The 16,662-nt window shown below is 63.8% G+C and carries 16 protein-coding genes; 12 read left to right on the top strand and 4 right to left on the bottom strand.

Annotated features, from left to right (window positions below; all coding sequences use genetic code 11):
• The first annotated feature begins 83 nt into the window (after positions 1–83).
• Both ACRWQA_RS12755 and ACRWQA_RS12750 read left to right on the top strand, forming a co-directional pair.
• A complete protein-coding gene (locus tag ACRWQA_RS12755; RefSeq protein WP_263583526.1) occupies positions 84–2,030 on the top strand; it encodes a sensor domain-containing diguanylate cyclase in 1,947 nt (648 codons plus the stop codon).
• Positions 2,031–2,161: 131 nt separating this feature from the next.
• Positions 2,162–3,175, top strand: coding sequence for a M28 family peptidase (locus ACRWQA_RS12750; RefSeq protein WP_434227368.1), 1,014 nt, complete (start codon positions 2,162–2,164; stop codon positions 3,173–3,175).
• A gap of 90 nt (positions 3,176–3,265) precedes the next feature.
• Here ACRWQA_RS12750 and ACRWQA_RS12745 read toward each other — a convergent pair whose 3' ends face one another.
• Positions 3,266–3,736 (bottom strand): aminoacyl-tRNA deacylase, encoded by a 471-nt coding sequence (locus ACRWQA_RS12745; protein WP_263583528.1) that lies wholly within the window; start codon positions 3,734–3,736, stop codon positions 3,266–3,268.
• 144 nt (positions 3,737–3,880) lie between these two features.
• Here ACRWQA_RS12745 and ACRWQA_RS12740 point away from each other — a divergent pair, with 144 nt between their 5' ends.
• The 10 genes from ACRWQA_RS12740 to ACRWQA_RS12695 all read left to right on the top strand — a co-directional run bounded on the left by ACRWQA_RS12740 (position 3,881) and on the right by ACRWQA_RS12695 (position 13,546).
• Complete coding sequence (locus tag ACRWQA_RS12740; protein WP_263583529.1) at positions 3,881–4,420, top strand: PH domain-containing protein; 540 nt, start codon at positions 3,881–3,883, stop codon at positions 4,418–4,420.
• A complete protein-coding gene (locus tag ACRWQA_RS12735) occupies positions 4,417–5,952 on the top strand; it encodes a PH domain-containing protein (RefSeq protein ID WP_434227366.1) in 1,536 nt (511 codons plus the stop codon). Before ACRWQA_RS12740 ends, ACRWQA_RS12735 begins: the two co-directional genes overlap by 4 nt.
• Positions 5,953–6,124: 172 nt before the next feature.
• Positions 6,125–6,472: a hypothetical protein gene (locus ACRWQA_RS12730; protein ID WP_263583531.1), complete on the top strand. Its 348-nt coding sequence runs from the start codon at positions 6,125–6,127 to the stop codon at positions 6,470–6,472.
• A gap of 39 nt (positions 6,473–6,511) precedes the next feature.
• Entirely contained in the window at positions 6,512–7,618 is a 1,107-nt protein-coding gene (locus ACRWQA_RS12725; RefSeq protein WP_263583532.1) for a DUF1624 domain-containing protein, read from the top strand.
• Entirely contained in the window at positions 7,615–8,703 is a 1,089-nt protein-coding gene (locus tag ACRWQA_RS12720) for a serine hydrolase (RefSeq protein ID WP_263583533.1), read from the top strand. The genes ACRWQA_RS12725 and ACRWQA_RS12720 overlap by 4 nt, the downstream gene beginning before the upstream one ends.
• A gap of 182 nt (positions 8,704–8,885) precedes the next feature.
• Positions 8,886–9,956 carry a TRAP transporter substrate-binding protein gene (locus ACRWQA_RS12715; protein ID WP_263583534.1) on the top strand — a complete coding sequence of 357 codons (1,071 nt, stop codon included), beginning with the start codon at positions 8,886–8,888 and terminating at the stop codon, positions 9,954–9,956.
• Between the two features lie 62 nt (positions 9,957–10,018).
• Positions 10,019–10,609 (top strand): TRAP transporter small permease, encoded by a 591-nt coding sequence (locus ACRWQA_RS12710; protein ID WP_263583535.1) that lies wholly within the window; start codon positions 10,019–10,021, stop codon positions 10,607–10,609.
• A 3-nt stretch (positions 10,610–10,612) separates the two neighbouring features.
• Positions 10,613–11,896: a TRAP transporter large permease gene (locus tag ACRWQA_RS12705; RefSeq protein WP_263583536.1), complete on the top strand. Its 1,284-nt coding sequence runs from the start codon at positions 10,613–10,615 to the stop codon at positions 11,894–11,896.
• A 27-nt stretch (positions 11,897–11,923) separates the two neighbouring features.
• Positions 11,924–12,451 (top strand): gluconokinase, encoded by a 528-nt coding sequence (locus tag ACRWQA_RS12700; protein WP_263583537.1) that lies wholly within the window; start codon positions 11,924–11,926, stop codon positions 12,449–12,451.
• Between the two features lie 99 nt (positions 12,452–12,550).
• A complete protein-coding gene (locus ACRWQA_RS12695; protein ID WP_263583538.1) occupies positions 12,551–13,546 on the top strand; it encodes a substrate-binding domain-containing protein in 996 nt (331 codons plus the stop codon).
• A 33-nt stretch (positions 13,547–13,579) separates the two neighbouring features.
• Here ACRWQA_RS12695 and ACRWQA_RS12690 read toward each other — a convergent pair whose 3' ends face one another.
• Genes ACRWQA_RS12690 through ACRWQA_RS12680 form a run of 3 tightly spaced genes read right to left on the bottom strand, consistent with a single transcriptional unit; the run spans position 13,580 to position 16,516 of the window.
• Complete coding sequence (locus ACRWQA_RS12690; RefSeq protein ID WP_263583539.1) at positions 13,580–14,329, bottom strand: ABC transporter ATP-binding protein; 750 nt, start codon at positions 14,327–14,329, stop codon at positions 13,580–13,582.
• Positions 14,323–15,393: a FecCD family ABC transporter permease gene (locus ACRWQA_RS12685; protein ID WP_434227362.1), complete on the bottom strand. Its 1,071-nt coding sequence runs from the start codon at positions 15,391–15,393 to the stop codon at positions 14,323–14,325. The genes ACRWQA_RS12690 and ACRWQA_RS12685 overlap by 7 nt, the downstream gene beginning before the upstream one ends.
• Positions 15,383–16,516 carry an ABC transporter substrate-binding protein gene (locus ACRWQA_RS12680; protein WP_434227361.1) on the bottom strand — a complete coding sequence of 378 codons (1,134 nt, stop codon included), beginning with the start codon at positions 16,514–16,516 and terminating at the stop codon, positions 15,383–15,385. The genes ACRWQA_RS12685 and ACRWQA_RS12680 overlap by 11 nt, the downstream gene beginning before the upstream one ends.
• Between the last annotated feature and the right edge of the window lie 146 nt (positions 16,517–16,662).

The following is a 16,662-nucleotide window of genomic DNA, read 5'->3' as shown; positions in this document are numbered from 1 at the left end:
CTTGGCGATTCTGGCAAAAGCGTCGATACGCAAGGGATCCGGCTGTGAACGAAGGTAACTCGACGGCATCGGTTGGCGACGACTTGAGCCGTCTTCTCGATGTGCTGCCATTACCGGTACTGGTCGCTCGCGTTGAGCGGGAGTGGCGGTTGCTCTATGCCAACGATGCCGCCCGCCATTATTTCGAACTTGCCGACGGTATCGACGACCAGTCACTGCTGCAACGCTTTGGCGATGCCGATCGGCAGGCGCTCGAAATCGCCCTGGCCCAGCCGGAACCCATCGAAGCCAGCGTTACGTGCCAGGGGGTCGATGGCAAGCCGCCCTTCGAGGCGTTGCTGCGTCGTGCCACCTGGCAAGGCCAGGACGCGTGGCAGCTGACGCTGGTTCCATTGGCGGAAGGCGCCCGCCTGGAGAGCGACTCCTTCTACAAGCAGATGTTCAATACCAACCCGGCGATCAAGCTGCTGATCGATCCTTCCGACGGACGCATCGTCGATGCCAATGCCTCTGCCGTGGCGTTCTACGGCTATTCGCTCGCTGCCCTCAAGCGTCTGAAGATCACCGACATCAATTGCCAGAGCAGCGACGAGGTGCATGCCAGCTTGGCCAGGGCAGAGTCCTGCCAGCAGCTCTTCTTCGAATTCCGCCATCGCTTGGCCAATGGCGAGATTCGCGATGTCCACGTCTATTCTGGGCCAGTGTTTCTGCAGGGCCGCGAATACCTGCATTCGATCATCGTCGACGTGACCGACGAAAAGCGCTACTGCGCCCAGTTGGAGGGCTACAACCATCTGTTCCACGACCTGCCGGTGGGCATCTACCGCCACACGGCGGGGCCGAAAGGGCGGTTCACTGCTGCCAATCCCGCCATGCTGCGCATCTTCGAGGCGGATTCACGCGAGGCACTCTTCGCTGCACGGATCACCTCTCTCTACGAGTGTCCCAAGCAGGTCGGTGAGTTCATGACGGACCTCGAGCGTGATGGCGCCGTGATCCGCCGCCCGCTGAACTTGCGTAGCCTCAAGGGCCGTCTCATCCATGCCGAAGTCACTGCTTACCGCAAGACCGCCTCGGACGGCAGCGTCGATTACAGCGGTATCGTCGAGGACGTGACGGCGCGTCACGCCGCTCAGGTCAACCAGGACAGGTTGACCCACTTGTTGGACGCGTCGCCGGATATCGTCACGATTGCCGATGCCGAGCAGCGAGTCGTCTATCTCAACAAGGCGGGTCGTGAGCAGCTGGGCATTCTTCCCGAAGCGCTATCGGAAGCGCTGATAGCCGCGCACCCGCTATGGGCGCGCCGGCTGATCCAGGAGAAGGGCATCCCCTATGCCGTCGAACACGGCCATTGGTATGCAGAGACCGCCGTGCTGGGGCGCAATGGCGAAATTCCCGTCTCGCAGCTGATCATCGCCCGTCGAGACCAGAGCGGCAGAGTCGAAAGCATCGCCACCATCATGCGTGACATCAGCCAGGCCAAGCGCTACCAGGCGGAGCTCGAGTATCATGCCGGCCACGACCCGCTGACCGGGGCGGTCAACCGCAACCGCTTCATCGACCTGCTGGCGCGCGAGCGGCAGGAAGCTCGCCGCGACGGCCGGCCCTCGAGCCTGGTCATGTTCGACATCGATCACTTCAAGCGTGTGAACGACACCTACGGTCACAGCGTGGGCGATATGGTGCTGGGCAAGTTGGTGCGCACCTGCAGTGCGCTGCTGCGCGAAGTGGACGTGCTAGCCCGCTGGGGTGGCGAGGAGTTCATGCTGTTGCTGCCAGGCACGCCGCTGGCTGGCGCCGTGACGTTGGCCGAGCGCCTGCGTCGAGCGGTGGAGGAGGAGGACTTCGCCCCCGTTCCCGGCATTACCAGCAGCTTCGGTGTTGCCGAGCTGGAGCCCGATGAGTCGGAAGCGCAATGCTACAAGCGCCTGGATGAAGCACTCTACCGGGCCAAGGCCTGCGGGCGTAACCGGGTATGCCAGGCCGAACCATTCAACGATTTCGCCGCGAGCCGCAAGATGCAGTAGCGATTCTCCTGTTCAGCCATATGCCGGGCACCTATCTTGACCAGGGAAGGGAAACAAGGCCAGGGAGGGGCGATGAGCGGAAGCAGGCGAAACGAGTGGCAGGGTGATGACTGGGGCGCCGATAGGAGCGCATGGTGAGGCGCAGGCGCTCGCTCCTGACGTTATTGCTGGGTGCGCTTACGCTTCTAGCGCTGATGGCGCTGGCGGGAGGATACGGGCTGGTGCTGTACATGCCGGGAACGTCCTTTCGCGGTGAGTCCGCCCCGTTGGGGGAAGAGGGCGAATCCCTGCGCGAGCGTCTCCGCTCCCACGTGCAGGCTCTATCGCAGGAAATCGGCGAGCGCCACTATTGGCGACCGGAAGCCCTGCAGGCAGCGGGCGACTATATCGAGCGCTCCTTCCAGGCGGCTGGGCATCGGCCGCGGCGGCAGGCCGTGCCGACCGGTAGTCGGATGTTCCATAACATCGAGGTGGTCCTGCCGGGTGGGCGACTGGCGGAGGAAGTGCTGGTAGTAGGTGCGCACTACGATACGGTACGAGGCAGCCCGGGGGCCGATGACAATGCCTCCGGTGTCGCCGTACTGATCGAACTGGCGCATCTCCTGCGCGACGCCGAGCTCGACCGTTCCCTGCACCTGGTGGCGTTCGTCAACGAGGAAATTCCGTTCTTCGGTAGCGAGGCGATGGGCAGCCTGCGCTACGTCCAGCAGGCCGGTGCCGAGGGGCGGGACATCGTGGGTATGATCTCGCTGGAAATGCTCGGCTACTTCAGCAACGAACCAGGCAGCCAGACCTACCCTTTCCCGCTCGACCGTTTCTATCCGGATACGGGCGATTTCCTCGCCTTCGTCAGCAACCTGGAGTCGCGCCGCCTGCTCCATCGGGCCATTGGTGCGTTTCGCCGCCACGCCGAAGTGCCCTCCGAAGGGGTGACGGCGCCGCCGCAGCTCGGCGATATCCGCCGATCGGATCACTGGGCTTTCTGGCAGAAGGACATCCCCGCCATGATGCTGACGGACACGGCTAATTTTCGCAATCCTTACTATCATGGCCCCAGTGACACCCACGACCGCCTCGATTACACCACCATGACCAGGCTCACCGTGGCACTGGCGGCCACGCTCGAAGCCATGACCCAGCGCTGAGCCAGGCCGCAGCAACGAAACGGGCCTCGTCGTTGGCGAGGCCCGAGAAGGAGGGCGAGTACGCGACAGGTCGTCTGGCTCCTGGCGCGTTCAGTGGTGGCGGCTGAATTGGCCATGTGGACTGTTGCCCATCAGTTTCTCGAACTCGTTACCGCTCATGTGCAGCAGCGTTTCGTGATCGCCGGCATCGAAATAGATGTCGGGCTGGTGGCGCAATATATCGTCGACATAGACCTGCAGGCCGTATGCTTGGCCAACGGGGGTGGTAGCGCCGGGGTCGCAGTCGCGAAAGCGGCTGACGATCTCGTCTTCCGTTGCCAGTTCTACCGATTCGTCGAACAGTCGGGACAGGCTGTCCAGGTCGGCATCACAGGTGCTGGGCAGAACGGCGATCCGGTAGCCTGAGCTGCCGTGCAGCATGACGGCCTTGGCAAGCTGCTCGCCGGTGATGTGGGATTGCTGGGCAACGCGGCTGGCGCTGACTTCACGGGCGTGCTTGATCTCCTCGTAATCGATATCACAGGCTCTCAAGTATTCCCGAAGGGTTGCCGGGATAGCCATGATTCTGTCTCCCTCGGCACGGCGGCCGACATACGCGGGTGGAGTGCCTCCCTGCGGCGGTGTGTCCTCGCCTCATCAGCATAGCTAACGGGCGGTGAGAGAGGGCTGAAATCGCCCTTCGTTGAACCTGGAGAAGGAACCCTTGTGACGTTTTCCAACCCTTCGCTGGAGGCACAACGGCTTCCGCTGCTGGAGGAGGCTCTGCTCGAGCCCGTATCGCGGCGTCTGGCCCCGTGCCAGGCGGTGCTGCGCACCTTGCACTGGCTGTTTCTTGCCCTGGTGGCGTGCTTTCTTCCCCTCCTTCGCGAAGAGTTCGCCGTGTGGCTGCCATGGTTGCTCGTCGGCGTTGCAACGCTGGGGGGAAGCAGCGTGCTGATGGGCTGGTGCGATGCGCGCCGGCGGGCCTATGGGCTGCGCCTCCATGATCTGATCTATCGTCGCGGCCTTCTGGTGCGGCGTACTCAAGTATTACCGCTGGTTCGCTTGCAGCACGTCGAAACGCTGAGCAATCCGATAGAGCGAGCCTTTGGCCTGGTACGGCTGGCCTGCTTCACGGCAGGCGGACGAGGGGCGGACATGGTACTCGAAGGCCTGACGGCCGAGCGTGCAGCGGCGATCCGCCAGCACTTGCTGGCGCAACTGGAGGGTACGCCGGAAACGCATTCGGGGCCGGATGTGCCATGAGTGAAGAGATGCGGCCGGGCGACACGCCAAGCGATCTGTCCCAGTGGCAGCGCCTTTCGCCCTGGGCGGTCATCTTGCTGCTGCTCAGCGGAGCGACCACGCTGTTGCGTCAGCACATGCCGCTCGTACTCGGCGCGGGTGCGAGCCTGGCGCTGCTCGAGCGTGTGGGGTGGCGAGAGCTGGCGCTGGGCGGCGCCTTGCTGCTGGGCCTGGCGGTCTTGGTCAGCCTGCTCTATTACCGACGCTTTCGCTACCGCTTCGACGGCGATGTGCTGATCGTGCAGAAAGGCTTGCTGGAGCATCGCGAGTTCAAGATGGCGTCGCGTCACGTGCAGCACGTTGCCATTCACCAGCCGGCCTACATGCGTCCCTTCCGACTGGTGCTGTGGGAAGTGGAAACGCTGGCGGGGGAGGCCTCGCGCATCACACTGCCCGGTATCCGGCGTGACAGGGCCGAGGCCCTCGGCCAGCGCCTGCGTGCTACGGACGGCCTGTCAGGCGCAGGGCTCGACCGCCAGCCAGGCGCTTACACCAATGCCAAGGAGCTTGCCCATGGCGATGAGCCGCTCTTTGCCATCACCTACCGGGCCATCGCTCTGCATGGCCTGGCCAGCCGTTCGATCTACGTGATCGCGGCGATGCTCTCGCCGTTGGTGCGCCCGCTCGAGCGTTGGCTGCACGAGCGACTACCCCAGCTTGACCTGGCCGCCTGGCTGCCTGCCTCACTTTGGGTGGCGGTGCCACTGGGCATCGTGGCAATCGTGACACTGCTGGCGTTACTGGCCGTTCTCGCCGCCTGGTGGCGTTTCCACGGCTATGTACTGCGTGACGAAGGCGATCGTCAGGTTCAGATCAGTGGCCTGTTCAACCGCCAGGAGCAAGCGTTGAGCCTGGCACGGCTGCAGGTAGTGGAGTGGGCGCAGACGGGCCTTGGCCGCTTGCTGGGGCGTGGCTACCTGGTCTGCCACCAGTTCGGTGCACTGGGCGGCGATGCGGCCGAGTCGCGGCGCTTCGTGGTGCCGGGTCTCACCCGGAAGCAGGGTGGCGAGCTGATGGCCCGCTTGTGGTCGGGGTATTGCGCCGAACGTCCCCTGCAGCGGGTGGATGCGAGCTACCGGCGGGTCTTGCTGTTGCGTCATGCGCTGCTGCTGGGGGTAGTTGCGACGCTGGTTCTGGTTCCGTTCGCTTCGCTGGAACTGCCTGCCTCGGTATGGGGTGGGCTGGTCGGGGTGGTCTTGCTGGCATCCGCGGGACTGGCCCAGCTACGTTGGATGGCCACCGCCTGGGCCGTTGACGGGGACTACCTGCGTATCCGCCGTGGGGTGCTGGGGCAGCGCACCGGAATATTTCCCATGCACCATCTCATCACATTGAGCCTCCAGCAGAGCTGGCTGCAGCGTCGGCGTGGCGTTGCCACCCTGCAGCTCGAACTGGCCAACGGTCGCCAAAGCCTGCCGTACCTGAAAGAGGCCGAGGCGCGCCGGCTTGCCGATACGCTGCTGTACCGCGTCGAAGCCGGTCAGGCCGCCTGATCGCTGTAGCCGAAGCGGCGATGCCGTGGCCGGTGCCGAGTTCCAAGTTATGCTGCTGCTGTCGCGGCTGAAAAGGACGTGGCGACATGGCTGCGTTGATTAGCAGGCAGGCATGAATATCGTGCGCCGTAGAGTAGACTTGTCCTGAACTCGACCAGACTGGGAAAAGGCAGTGAAGTCGAAACGTCATGGTGTCATGGCCGGACTGGCACTGCTGGTCCTCGCGGCCTGTTCGGATTCGTCGGGCGAAGTGCGTGAAGCGAGCCTGGCGGTGCTCGTCGACCAGGCCGAGCAACTCGATGGCTTCCGGGTGGCCACCCAAGGAACGGTGCGGTATTTCGAGGACCCGCTTCATTACTGGATCGAGGATGAGGACCTGAACCGGGTGGAAATTTTTCCCCAGGAACGGATCGCCCCCCATTTGGGCGAGACGGTGCGCGTCGTCGGTGATTTCGAGTACTCTCCCAGCAAAGGACGTCGCTTGACCCTCGAGAGTATCGAGCCGGTCGAGCGGCGCTAGGCAGGAGCAAGGAAAACGCGCCACAGCGAGGGAACCGCCATGATCGGGCTCAGCCAGCGGCCGCAACTGCCGTCATTGCCCGCCCGGGTCGAAGCCATCGACCTGGCTCGTGGCATCGCCATCGCACTGATGATTCTCAGTCACGCGGTCAGCGGTTTGCTGGGGATTCGCCAGGTCCCCGATTGGGGCATGGTGCCGATCCATCTCCTCACAAAATTCTCTTCATCGCTGTTCATTCTGGTGTTCGGCATCGCCCTGGCGGTGGCCTTCCTGCCCAAGGTCGGCACGCCCGACTGGCCGAAACGCCGGCGCAAGCTGATGCTGCGCGGGTTGGAAGTGCTGTTCTGGTACAAGGCATTGACTATCGTCGAGATGCTCCCGCTGTTCACTCCCCAAGAGATTCTGGAGACCCTTCTCTACCAGCGTTTCGCCATCTGGGTGGAGATCCTCGGCTTCTATGCTCTGGCATTGCTGTGGCTGCCTTGGGTGCTGCCGCTGTGGTGTCGTATGCCGTTGTGGTCGCGGCTGCTGGTTCCGGTGGTCGTGGGCGTGCTCTCGGTGATGCTCGAGCGCCACTTTCACTTCTGGGGCAGCGACATCCTCAAGGCGTTCCTGGTCGAGGACGCCGACCATTACACTTGGGGCCAGCTCGCGAGGCTGCCATTGGTGATGATGGGCTTGCTGATCGGCGAGGCCATCCTGCGCTGGTATGGCGAGCCGACCGCACGGCGGCACCTGGTGGCCGGCCTGGCAGGAATCGGGGCGGTATTTCTGCTTGGCTTCGTGGCGTTTTCCCTGCCTGAACTGTACGAGGCCTTGATGGCGGTGGCCTGGAACGCCGGCAAGCATCCGCCGGAGGTGCCCTTCATGCTCTTCAGTACCGGCGGAGCGCTGGTGATCATGGCACTCTGCCTGCTGGGCGGTCGGCGTGCAGCTACCTGGCTCACGCCTCTCAGCGTGATCGGAAGCGATGCCCTGCGCGCGTTCATCTTCCATATCGTGGCCATTTTTCTGGTGCTGCGCTTGCTGTTGGGCGCCTGGCAGGTCTACAGCTATCCACAGGTGCTGGCAATCGGCCTGGCACTGATACTTCTCACCGCGGGCTGGATTGCCCTGGTGCGCCGATTCAGGGAGTTGAGTCAATGATGGGCAGGAGATTGGTACGGGCGCTGTTGCTGACGGTCATGGCGATACCGTCGTTGGCCGTTGCCCAGCCCGGCTGGGCGGAGCAGGTCGAGGCCTGGGTGGAACCGCCCTGGGCCGAACGCCTGGACGCCAGGCTGGCGCTGCTCGAAGCCGGTTTTGACGGTGAACTCGGCGTGCACGTGCGAGACCTCGAGACCGGCGCGCGCCACGGCTGGCGCGACGACGAATTCTGGTACCTGGCCTCGCTGGTCAAGGTGCCGGTGGCGATCGAGCTGATGGCCCGGGTCGAAGCGGGGGAGATGGCCTTGCAGGAGCGCCTGACCCTTGCGCGCGGCGACTATGTCGACGGTGCCGGCTCCACCAACTGGGCGGCACCCGGCAGCGCACTCACGTTGCGTCAATTGCTGGAATCGATGTTGACCGTCAGCGACAACACGGCAAGCGACCTGCTGATGCGCCACCTGGGGCTGGAAGCGATCAACGCACGCGCGCGTCATCTCACGCCACCCGGTGGGCTGGGACCTATCACGACGCTGGTCGACGTGCGCCGTCATGCATACTCCCACTTGCACCCGGATGCTTTCCACCTGAGCGGCATGGATTTCATCGAGCTGCGCAAGCGACAGGGCGATGCTGCCCGGGTGGCGTGGCTGCGTCAGCGCCTTGGCCTGGCCCCGCAGGAGCTGCTGCTACCGAGCATCGACGAGGCGTTTCGGCGCTATTACGCTACCGACTTCAACAGCGGCCGGCTCGATGCCTTCGGCGATGTTCTCGAAGCATTGGCCCGGGGCAGGGCGCTGGGACCGGTTGCCACCGCCGAGCTGCTCGCGGTGATGTCGCGCACCGCCAGCGGCGAACGGCGCCTCAAGGCCGGCCTGGGTCGCGACATTCGCCTGGCTCACAAGACTGGCACCCAGCATCGCCATGCCTGTGATGCGGGCATCGCCACGCAGGGGCAGGGCGATGACGCTCGCCGTGTGGTGATCGTAGCCTGCGTGCACGGCGAACTCGATCTGGCGCGCAACGAGCAGATGCTGGCCGCAGTGGGGCGTGCCGTGAGGGAGGCGGGGGCGTTCGAGGGCTGAACGGAACGTGTCGAAGCTGCTGGGTTGGCCTTCTTGTGCGACGAACGTCTAACTCTTGTCGCCCCTATTCGAGATTGACAGCCCATTAGCGTATGTCTAGCCTTCTAGCATCGAATGTTACCGGTAACAACTCGCCGGCATTCGACGCCCAACTCACAACGATAATTCGACTGGAGTCCGCCATGACCACCATCTGGCGCAACACCCTCACGCTCGCCAGTGCTGCTACCCTTTCCCTGGGCATTGCCTATGCCCAGAGTCCCGAGCTTTCCGACCCGCCCGCCATCGAGGGCGATGTGGTGGGTGACCACGGTAGCCATACCCTGCGCATGGGCATCGGCCTGGCCGAAAGTTCGCCGCAGTATCTTTCCGTCCAGTACTTCGCCGATATTCTCGACCAGCGCACCGAGGGGCGTATTTCCGTCGATGTCTTTCCCAACAGCCAGTTGGGTGACGACGTGCAGATGATGGAAATGCTCCAGACCGGTTCGCTGGACATGACCTATCCCTCCTCATCGCCGGCGACCACGTACGTGTCGGAGCTGGCGGTGTTCGACCTGCCGTTCCTGCTGCCGACTCGCGAAGCGGCTGTCGCGGTCATGCAGAGCGACACGGCCCAACGCATGCTCGACGGCTTCGAAGGTACCGGCCTCAAGGCGTTGGCCTTCTCCGAGAACGGCTATCGTCAGCTTTCCAACAGCGCCCGCCCGGTGGAGTCGCCAGAGGACGTGGCCGGTCTCGACGTCCGTGGCCTGACCATTCGCACCATGGAAAACCCGGTACACCTGTCGATCTGGCAGACTCTCGGCGCCAACCCCACTCCCATGGCGTTTGGTGAGCTGTTCTCGGCCATGGAGCAGGGTGTCGTGGATGGCCAGGAGAACCCCTGGAGCACCATCCTGACCTCCAACTTCCACGAGGTGCAGGACTACGGCTCCGAGACCCGTCATGTCTACACGCCGTTCATCATGATGATCTCCGAGCGCACCTGGGATCGCCTGGCGCCGGAGTATCAGGAGCTGGTGCAGGAGGCGGCGCGTCAGTCGGCCGAGTACGAGATCCAGCTGGCTACCGAGTACGACGACTGGTCGCGTGAGCAACTCGAAGAGAAGGGCATGCAGATCACCCGTCTCGACGACGAGCAGATCGCCGCCTTCCAGGAAGCCGTGCAGCCGGTATACGACGAGTGGGCACCGAAGATCGGTGAAGACCTGATCGCCGAGATCCAGGGTATCGTCGAAGCCAACCAGTAATTCTATTAACCGACTGACTTGGCAGGGCAGGGGGCTTCCCCTTGCCCTGCACGGAGCGCTGCATGACCACGCCAAACCCACCTCCGGCCGATCCCAGTGCCTATCTCGACGACCCCAATCGCGAACCGCTGGAACTCGACACCGAGGGTCGCCGTGGTCCGGCGGCCTTTCGCTGGCTGACCGTGGCCATGGAACACCTTATCGCCACGATTCTGGTCGCCCTGATCGTTTCGGTGTCGGCCAATGTCATCGGCCGCTCGATATTCAACCGCTCACTGCCCTGGGCCGATGAACTGGCACGCATGCTGTTCATCTGGCTGATCTTCGTCGGTGCCGCGGCGGCCTTCGCCCGTTACGAGCATATTGCCGTGGATTTCCTGGTGCGCCGGCTCAAGCCGCGGGCCGCCTATGCTCTCTTCTTGCTCCAGCACCTGATCATCGCCTCCTTGATGGGCATCATCGTCTGGGGTGGCTACCTGGTGATGTCACGCTCCTCCGGCCGTACCGCCATCCTCGGCGTACCATGGAACCTGATCAACGTCTCCCTGGTGCTGTGTGCGCTGTTCATCGTCGCGGTGGCTCTCTGGCGCGCCTGGCTATGCCTGCGCTTCATTCGCGACCCTCAAGCCGCCGTCCGGCAAGCGGGAGACTGACCCATGCTGTGGATTTTCCTTGCCATCCTGTTCGCCTCCATCATCATTGGGCTGCCCATCGCCTTTGGCCTCGGAGTCGCCGCCGTGGTGATGGCCGTTCTTTCCGATATCCCGCTGTCGATCCTGATCGAGCAGTCGATCCGCGGGGTCAACAATTTCCCGCTGCTTGCCATCCCGTTCTTCATCCTGGTAGGCGAGGTGATGAGCAACGGCGGTATCGCCCGCCGGTTGATGGAACTCGCCGGCGCGCTGGTCGGCTTCGTACGTGGCGGGCTCGGGCAGGTGGCGATCACCGGCTCGATGTTCTTCGGCGGCATCAGCGGTTCGGCGGTAGCCGATACCGCCGCCACCGGGGCGATGATGATCCCGTCGATGAAGCAGCAGGGCTACTCCGCCCCACATGCCACCGCGATCAACACCGTCTCTTCGGTAATCGGCATCATCATTCCACCGTCGATCCCGCTGATCCTGTTCGGCATCGTCACCGAAACCTCGATCAGCCGCCTGTTCATCGCCGGCATCGTGCCGGGCCTTTTGATCGGCTTCGCGTTGATGGTGACTACCTTCATCATGGCCAGCATCGAGCACGCCGGTCAGACCCGCAAATTCGAACTGGGCCGGCTGTGGCAGGCCTTCAAGGCCGCCTGGCTGGCGCTGGTGCTGCCGGTGATCGTGATCGGCGGCATTCTCGGCGGAGTGTTCACCGCCACCGAGGCCGCCGTGGCGGCACTGCTCTATTCGCTGTTCATTTCGCTGGTGGTCTACCGCGAATTTCCTCCGCGCGAGCTGTGGGGCATGTTGATCCGCACCGCGCGCCTGACCGGCATGGTGCTGCTGCTGCTGGCGTTCGCTACCGTCATCGCCTGGTTCCTGACCATCAACATGGTGCCGCAGACTCTGGTACGCCAGGTGCAGGCCATCACACAGGATCCTTTCTGGCTGCTGATGATCGTGGCCGGCTTGCTGCTGCTGGTGGGCTTCGTGATGGACCTGACCCCGGCGATGGTGATCATGGCACCCATGCTGACGCCGATCGTCACCTCGGTGGGGGTCGACCCGGTCTACTTCGGCGTGCTGATGGCCTTCATCCTCGGTATCGGCCTGCTGACGCCCCCGGTGGGCACCTGCCTCTACGTGGGCTGTGGTGTCGGCCGGGTCAGCATGGAGCAACTTGTCAGGGCGATGCTGCCTTACTATGCGGCCTTGCTGGTGGTACTGGTGGTGTTGATCGCCTTCCCCGGGATCGTGACCTGGCTGCCCGACATGGCCGCAGTCCGTGGAAACTGAGTGCGGCAACTGACGACCGGAGGTCTCGTGAAGGATGGCACACACCGCATCGTGGTGATGGGAGTGTCGGGGTCGGGCAAGTCGCACATTGGCGCCTTGCTCGCCAGCCGCCTGGGCGTCGCCTTCATCGATGGCGACGATTACCACTCGCCGGCCAACGTTGACAAGATGGCCAACGGTATCCCGCTCGACGATGACGACCGCCGCGAGTGGCTGGAAACCCTGGCGGGGCTGATCGGCGACCATCGGCGGCGCGATGCGTCACTGGTGCTGGCCTGTTCGGCGCTCAAGCGGCGCTACCGCGACTTGTTGCGACGCGGCGACCCCGGGCTCGCCTTTCTGTTTCTCGAAGGGCAGCGCGAGCAGCTGCGCCAACGCCTGGCCGCGCGGGAAGAGCACTTCTTTCGCGGTGAGGCGATGCTCGATAGCCAGCTCCAGGACCTCGAGCCTCCCGGCGAGACGGAGGCCGTGGTGTGCAGTATCGCCGACACGCCCGAGGCGATCGTCGAGGTCTTCCTGAAGGCGTTACCGACCTCCCGCCGGTACGACCCCTGAGCCTGGTGCAGCGTCAACGGCACGGGCACGGCGACTCCGGTATCATGCTGGCGGGTGCCGTTGGCACGCGCCAGTATCATCAGCTGCCAGCGGGGCATCGTGAAAAAGAAACGACCGACACTGCAAGACATCGCCGACCGGGTCGGGGCGACCAAGATGACCGTGAGTCGCTGCCTGCGCGACCCCTCGACCGTATCGGAAGGGCTGCGCGAGCGCATCTTCAGCGCGGCGGAGCAGGTCGGCTACATCCCCAACCGGGCACCTGATCTCCTATCGCGCGCCACCAGCCACTCGATCGGCGTGCTGGTACCGTCGTTGACCAATCAGGTGTTCGCCGACGTGCTGGTGGGCATCGAGGAGGTCACCGAGCCGCTGGGCTACCACCTGATGCTCTCTCATTACGGCTACAGTCAGGAGCTGGAGGAGCGCAGCCTGGCCTCGCTGCTTTCGTACAACGTCGACGGCGTGATCCTTTCCGACAGCCACCACACCACGCGAACCTGCCGCATGCTCGAAACCGCGGGCATACCCATCGTGGAAATCATGGATTCGCTGACTCCGCCGCTGCACCAGGCGATCGGTTTCGACAACGTGCGCGCCGCCTATGACATGGTGAGCGCGATGATTCACCGTGGCCGGCGCCGGATCGTCTACCTCGCCGTGCGTCTCGACTCTCGAACCCTGCAGCGCGAGCAGGGTTATCGCCAAGCCATGGAGGAGCACGGGCTGCAACCATTGACCAAGCAGCGCAGCCAGCGCTCTTCCTATTCCGTGGGTGCTGCGCTATTGAACGAGCTTCTCGAAGAGCATCCCGAGACCGACGGCATCTTCGGTACCAATGACGACGTCGCGGTGGGGGCCTACTTTGCTTGTCTGAGGCGCGGCATCAAGGTGCCGGAGCAGCTCGCCATCGCCGGTTTCCACGGCCACGACGTGAGCCAGGTGATGAGCCCGCGGCTGGCCAGTGTGGTGACGCCGCGTCAAGCGATCGGCAAGCGCGCCGCGACCGAGCTGCTGCGGCGCATCCAGGGCGGAGCGCTGGAGGAGCGCACCATCGACCTGGGCTACCGGATCGAACTCGGTGGAACGCTATAGCAAAGCCGGAATAGGCAATCCCGCAGCCTGGTTTCAAACGTCGGCTTCGACGATGAGTTGGGGCTGGCCCTTCGAACAGGGCTCGATACGGGCCGCGACCCGATAGACCCTGTGCAACAACTCCGGCGTGACCACATCGCAGGTCTTGCCGCAGGCGATCAAATGTCCGTTCTCCAGCACCATGGCTTCATCGGTGAAGCGCAGCGCATGCCCTAGATCGTGTAGCGCCACCATGATGAGCATCTCGCGCTCCCGAGCGAGCCGCCGCAGGATGGTCAGTAGTCCGATCTGACGGTTGAGGTCCAGCGCCGAGGTCGGCTCGTCGAGCAGCAGGATCTCCGGCTCCTGTACCAGTGCCTGGGCGGCACTGACGAGCTGGCGCTGGCCGCCACTGATGTCGCCGATATCGCGCGCTCCGAGTGGCGAGATCCCCAGCTCGTCCAGCGCCTGGTCGACCTTGGCCAGGTCTTCCTCCCTCACCTTCAGGGTGCGCCCCTGCATCCGCGCCATCAGCACCGACTCGTACACCGTCAGCACGGCATTGACGCCGGTGTCCTGGGGCATGTAGGCCACTGGCTTCTGCGTGCCGGCACCCGTGATTCGAACTTCACCGCCGCCCTTGAGCAGCCCGAAGATGCGTCGGAACAGGGTGGACTTGCCGGCGGCGTTGGGGCCGAGCAGCGCCACTACCTGGCCGCCCTCGAAGCGGGGCGTGGTGATTTCCGCCAGAATCTGGCGGCGGCCGTAGCGAGCCGACAGGCGGTCGAGCTGTAGCGTTACCATGAGGCCTTCTTGTGATTGAGGATCAGGAACAGGAAGAAGGGGATGCCTACCAGCGACGTGATGATGCCGATGGGAATGACGGTGCCGGGCAGGATGATCTTCGACAGTACCGAGCCGATCGACAGGATCAGTGCGCCGCACAGGGCAGAGCCAGGCAGGAAAAAACGCTGATCCTCCCCCACCAGCATGCGTGCGATATGCGGCCCGACCAGTCCGATGAAGCCGATGGTGCCGACGAATGCCACCGCAATGGCGGCCAGCAGCGAGACCAGTACCATCACCTCCAGGCGCAGTGCGCGGGGATTCACCCCCATGCTCTCGGCCTTGGTATCGCCCAGGCGCATGGCGGTCAGCGCCCAGCCGTGGCGGGCGAGCAGCGGCAGCACGGCAACCAGCACCGTCAGCGCGACCCAGAACTTGGGCCAGGTCGCCTTGGTCAGGCTGCCCATGGTCCAGAACACCACTGCCGCCACGGCCTGCTGGCTGGAGAAGAACTGGATCAGTGCCATGAGCGAGTTGAAGATGAACACCATGGCAATGCCCAGCAACACGATGGTCTCGATCGTGACCCCACGCCGCAGGCTCATCGCATGGATGAGGAAGGCGGTCACCATGGCCATGACGAACGCATTGATCGGTACCACGTATTCCACCGCGGCCGGGACGATCACCACGCCGAAGGCCAGCGCCAACGCTGCACCGAAACTTGCACCCGCCGAGATGCCCAATGTAAAGGGGCTGGCCAGGGGGTTGCTGAGGATGGTCTGCATCTGGGCCCCGGCTATCGACAGGCTGGCACCGACGACCAGCGCCATCAGCGCCACCGGCATGCGGATTTCCCACAGGATGACCCGGGCCTGCTGACTAACGGCATCCGGCGTTGCCAGCGCGGCTATTACCTCACCAAGGCTGAAGCGGGCAGGGCCCAGCGCCAGGTCGATGCAGAAGCTCAGTGCCAGGGCAAGCGTGAGCGCCAGCAGGATGAGCTGGCGCCGCAGCACAAGGGCACGATAGAAACCGTGTCCCTTGGTCTGCTCGATGGTCTGGGCGATCTCAGCGCTCATGCAGCGTGACCCAATAGCCGGGTTCATAGTCCACGGGCAGGAAGCGCTCGTGCAGCTCCTTCATCGTGGCCTCGGGGTCGAGGTCGTCGAACAGCTCCGGATGGAACCACTTGGCCAGTTGCTGCACGGCGACGAAGTAGTAGGGATTGTTGTAGAACTGGTGCCAGATGGCATGGAAATTGTCGTTCTCCACGGCTGTGATACCGGTCATGGCGGTGCGCCCGGTCAGCGCCTCGAGCTTGGCATGAGCTGCGTCCAGGTCGGCACCCGGCCCCACGCCGACCCAGGCACCACCGGGGACGTAGGCGTCCCAGTTGCCGCCGGTCACCACCACGTGCTCGGGGTTGGCGGCGATGATCTGTTCGGGGTTCAGCGTGCCGAAAGTGGTCGGGATGATGTCCTTGGCGATGTTGTCGCCGCCGGCGATCTCGACGTACTCGCCGAAGTTGCCGGGACCGAAGCTCATGCAGCAATCGTCCGAATAGCCGCCGGCGCGATCGACGAAGACGCTCGGCCGCTCATCGTCCGCGACCTCGGCTTCGATTACCTGCTTAACTCGTTCCATCTGGGACTCGGAGAATTCGATGAAGGCCTCGGCATCCTCCTCTTCGCCAAACAGCTGGCCCAGCAGACGCATGGAAGGAATGGTGTTTCTTAGCGGGTCCTCGCGAAAGTCCACGTAGACGATGGCGATGCCGAGTTCCGCCAGCTTGGCGTCGTAGGCGGCATCCTCGGTGGCCCCTCTGGCCTCCAGGTTCATCAGCACGACATCGGGGGTGAGGGATGCCGCCTGCTCGACGTCGAAGGTGCCGTCCTTGAAGCCGCCGAAGGTGGGGAGTTCTTCGAGCTCGGGGAATTTGGCGGCATAGCGTGCGTAGCTATCCGGATCGGCCTGGGAGAAGTCCTCGCGCCAGCCCACCACGCGGGCAAAGGGGTCTTCCGGCTGCAGGGCGCCGAGCAGATAGACTTGGCGCCCTTCACCGAGGATGACGCGTTCCACGGGAACATCGAGGGTAACGTCGCGTCCGGCGATATCGGTAACGGTGATTTCTTCCGCCTGTGCAACGGCGCAGCTGAAAGCCAGCGCCGTGCAGCAGAGAGCCTTCGAGAGGTGGCTGTCCATGTGCTTTGGGTCATCGCTCTGTGTGGGGCGGGAGCAAATGTCGAAACGGCTGAAGATGCCTCGTATTTCGCGTACTGGCCCGCTAGGAAAACGTATAAACTGGCTATTGAGTATCATTCCCACTCGCAAGCGCGGCCAGTATGGTG

The organism is Billgrantia sp. C5P2 (assembly GCF_051062895.2).
This window is presented reverse-complemented; position numbering and strand designations above follow the sequence as displayed.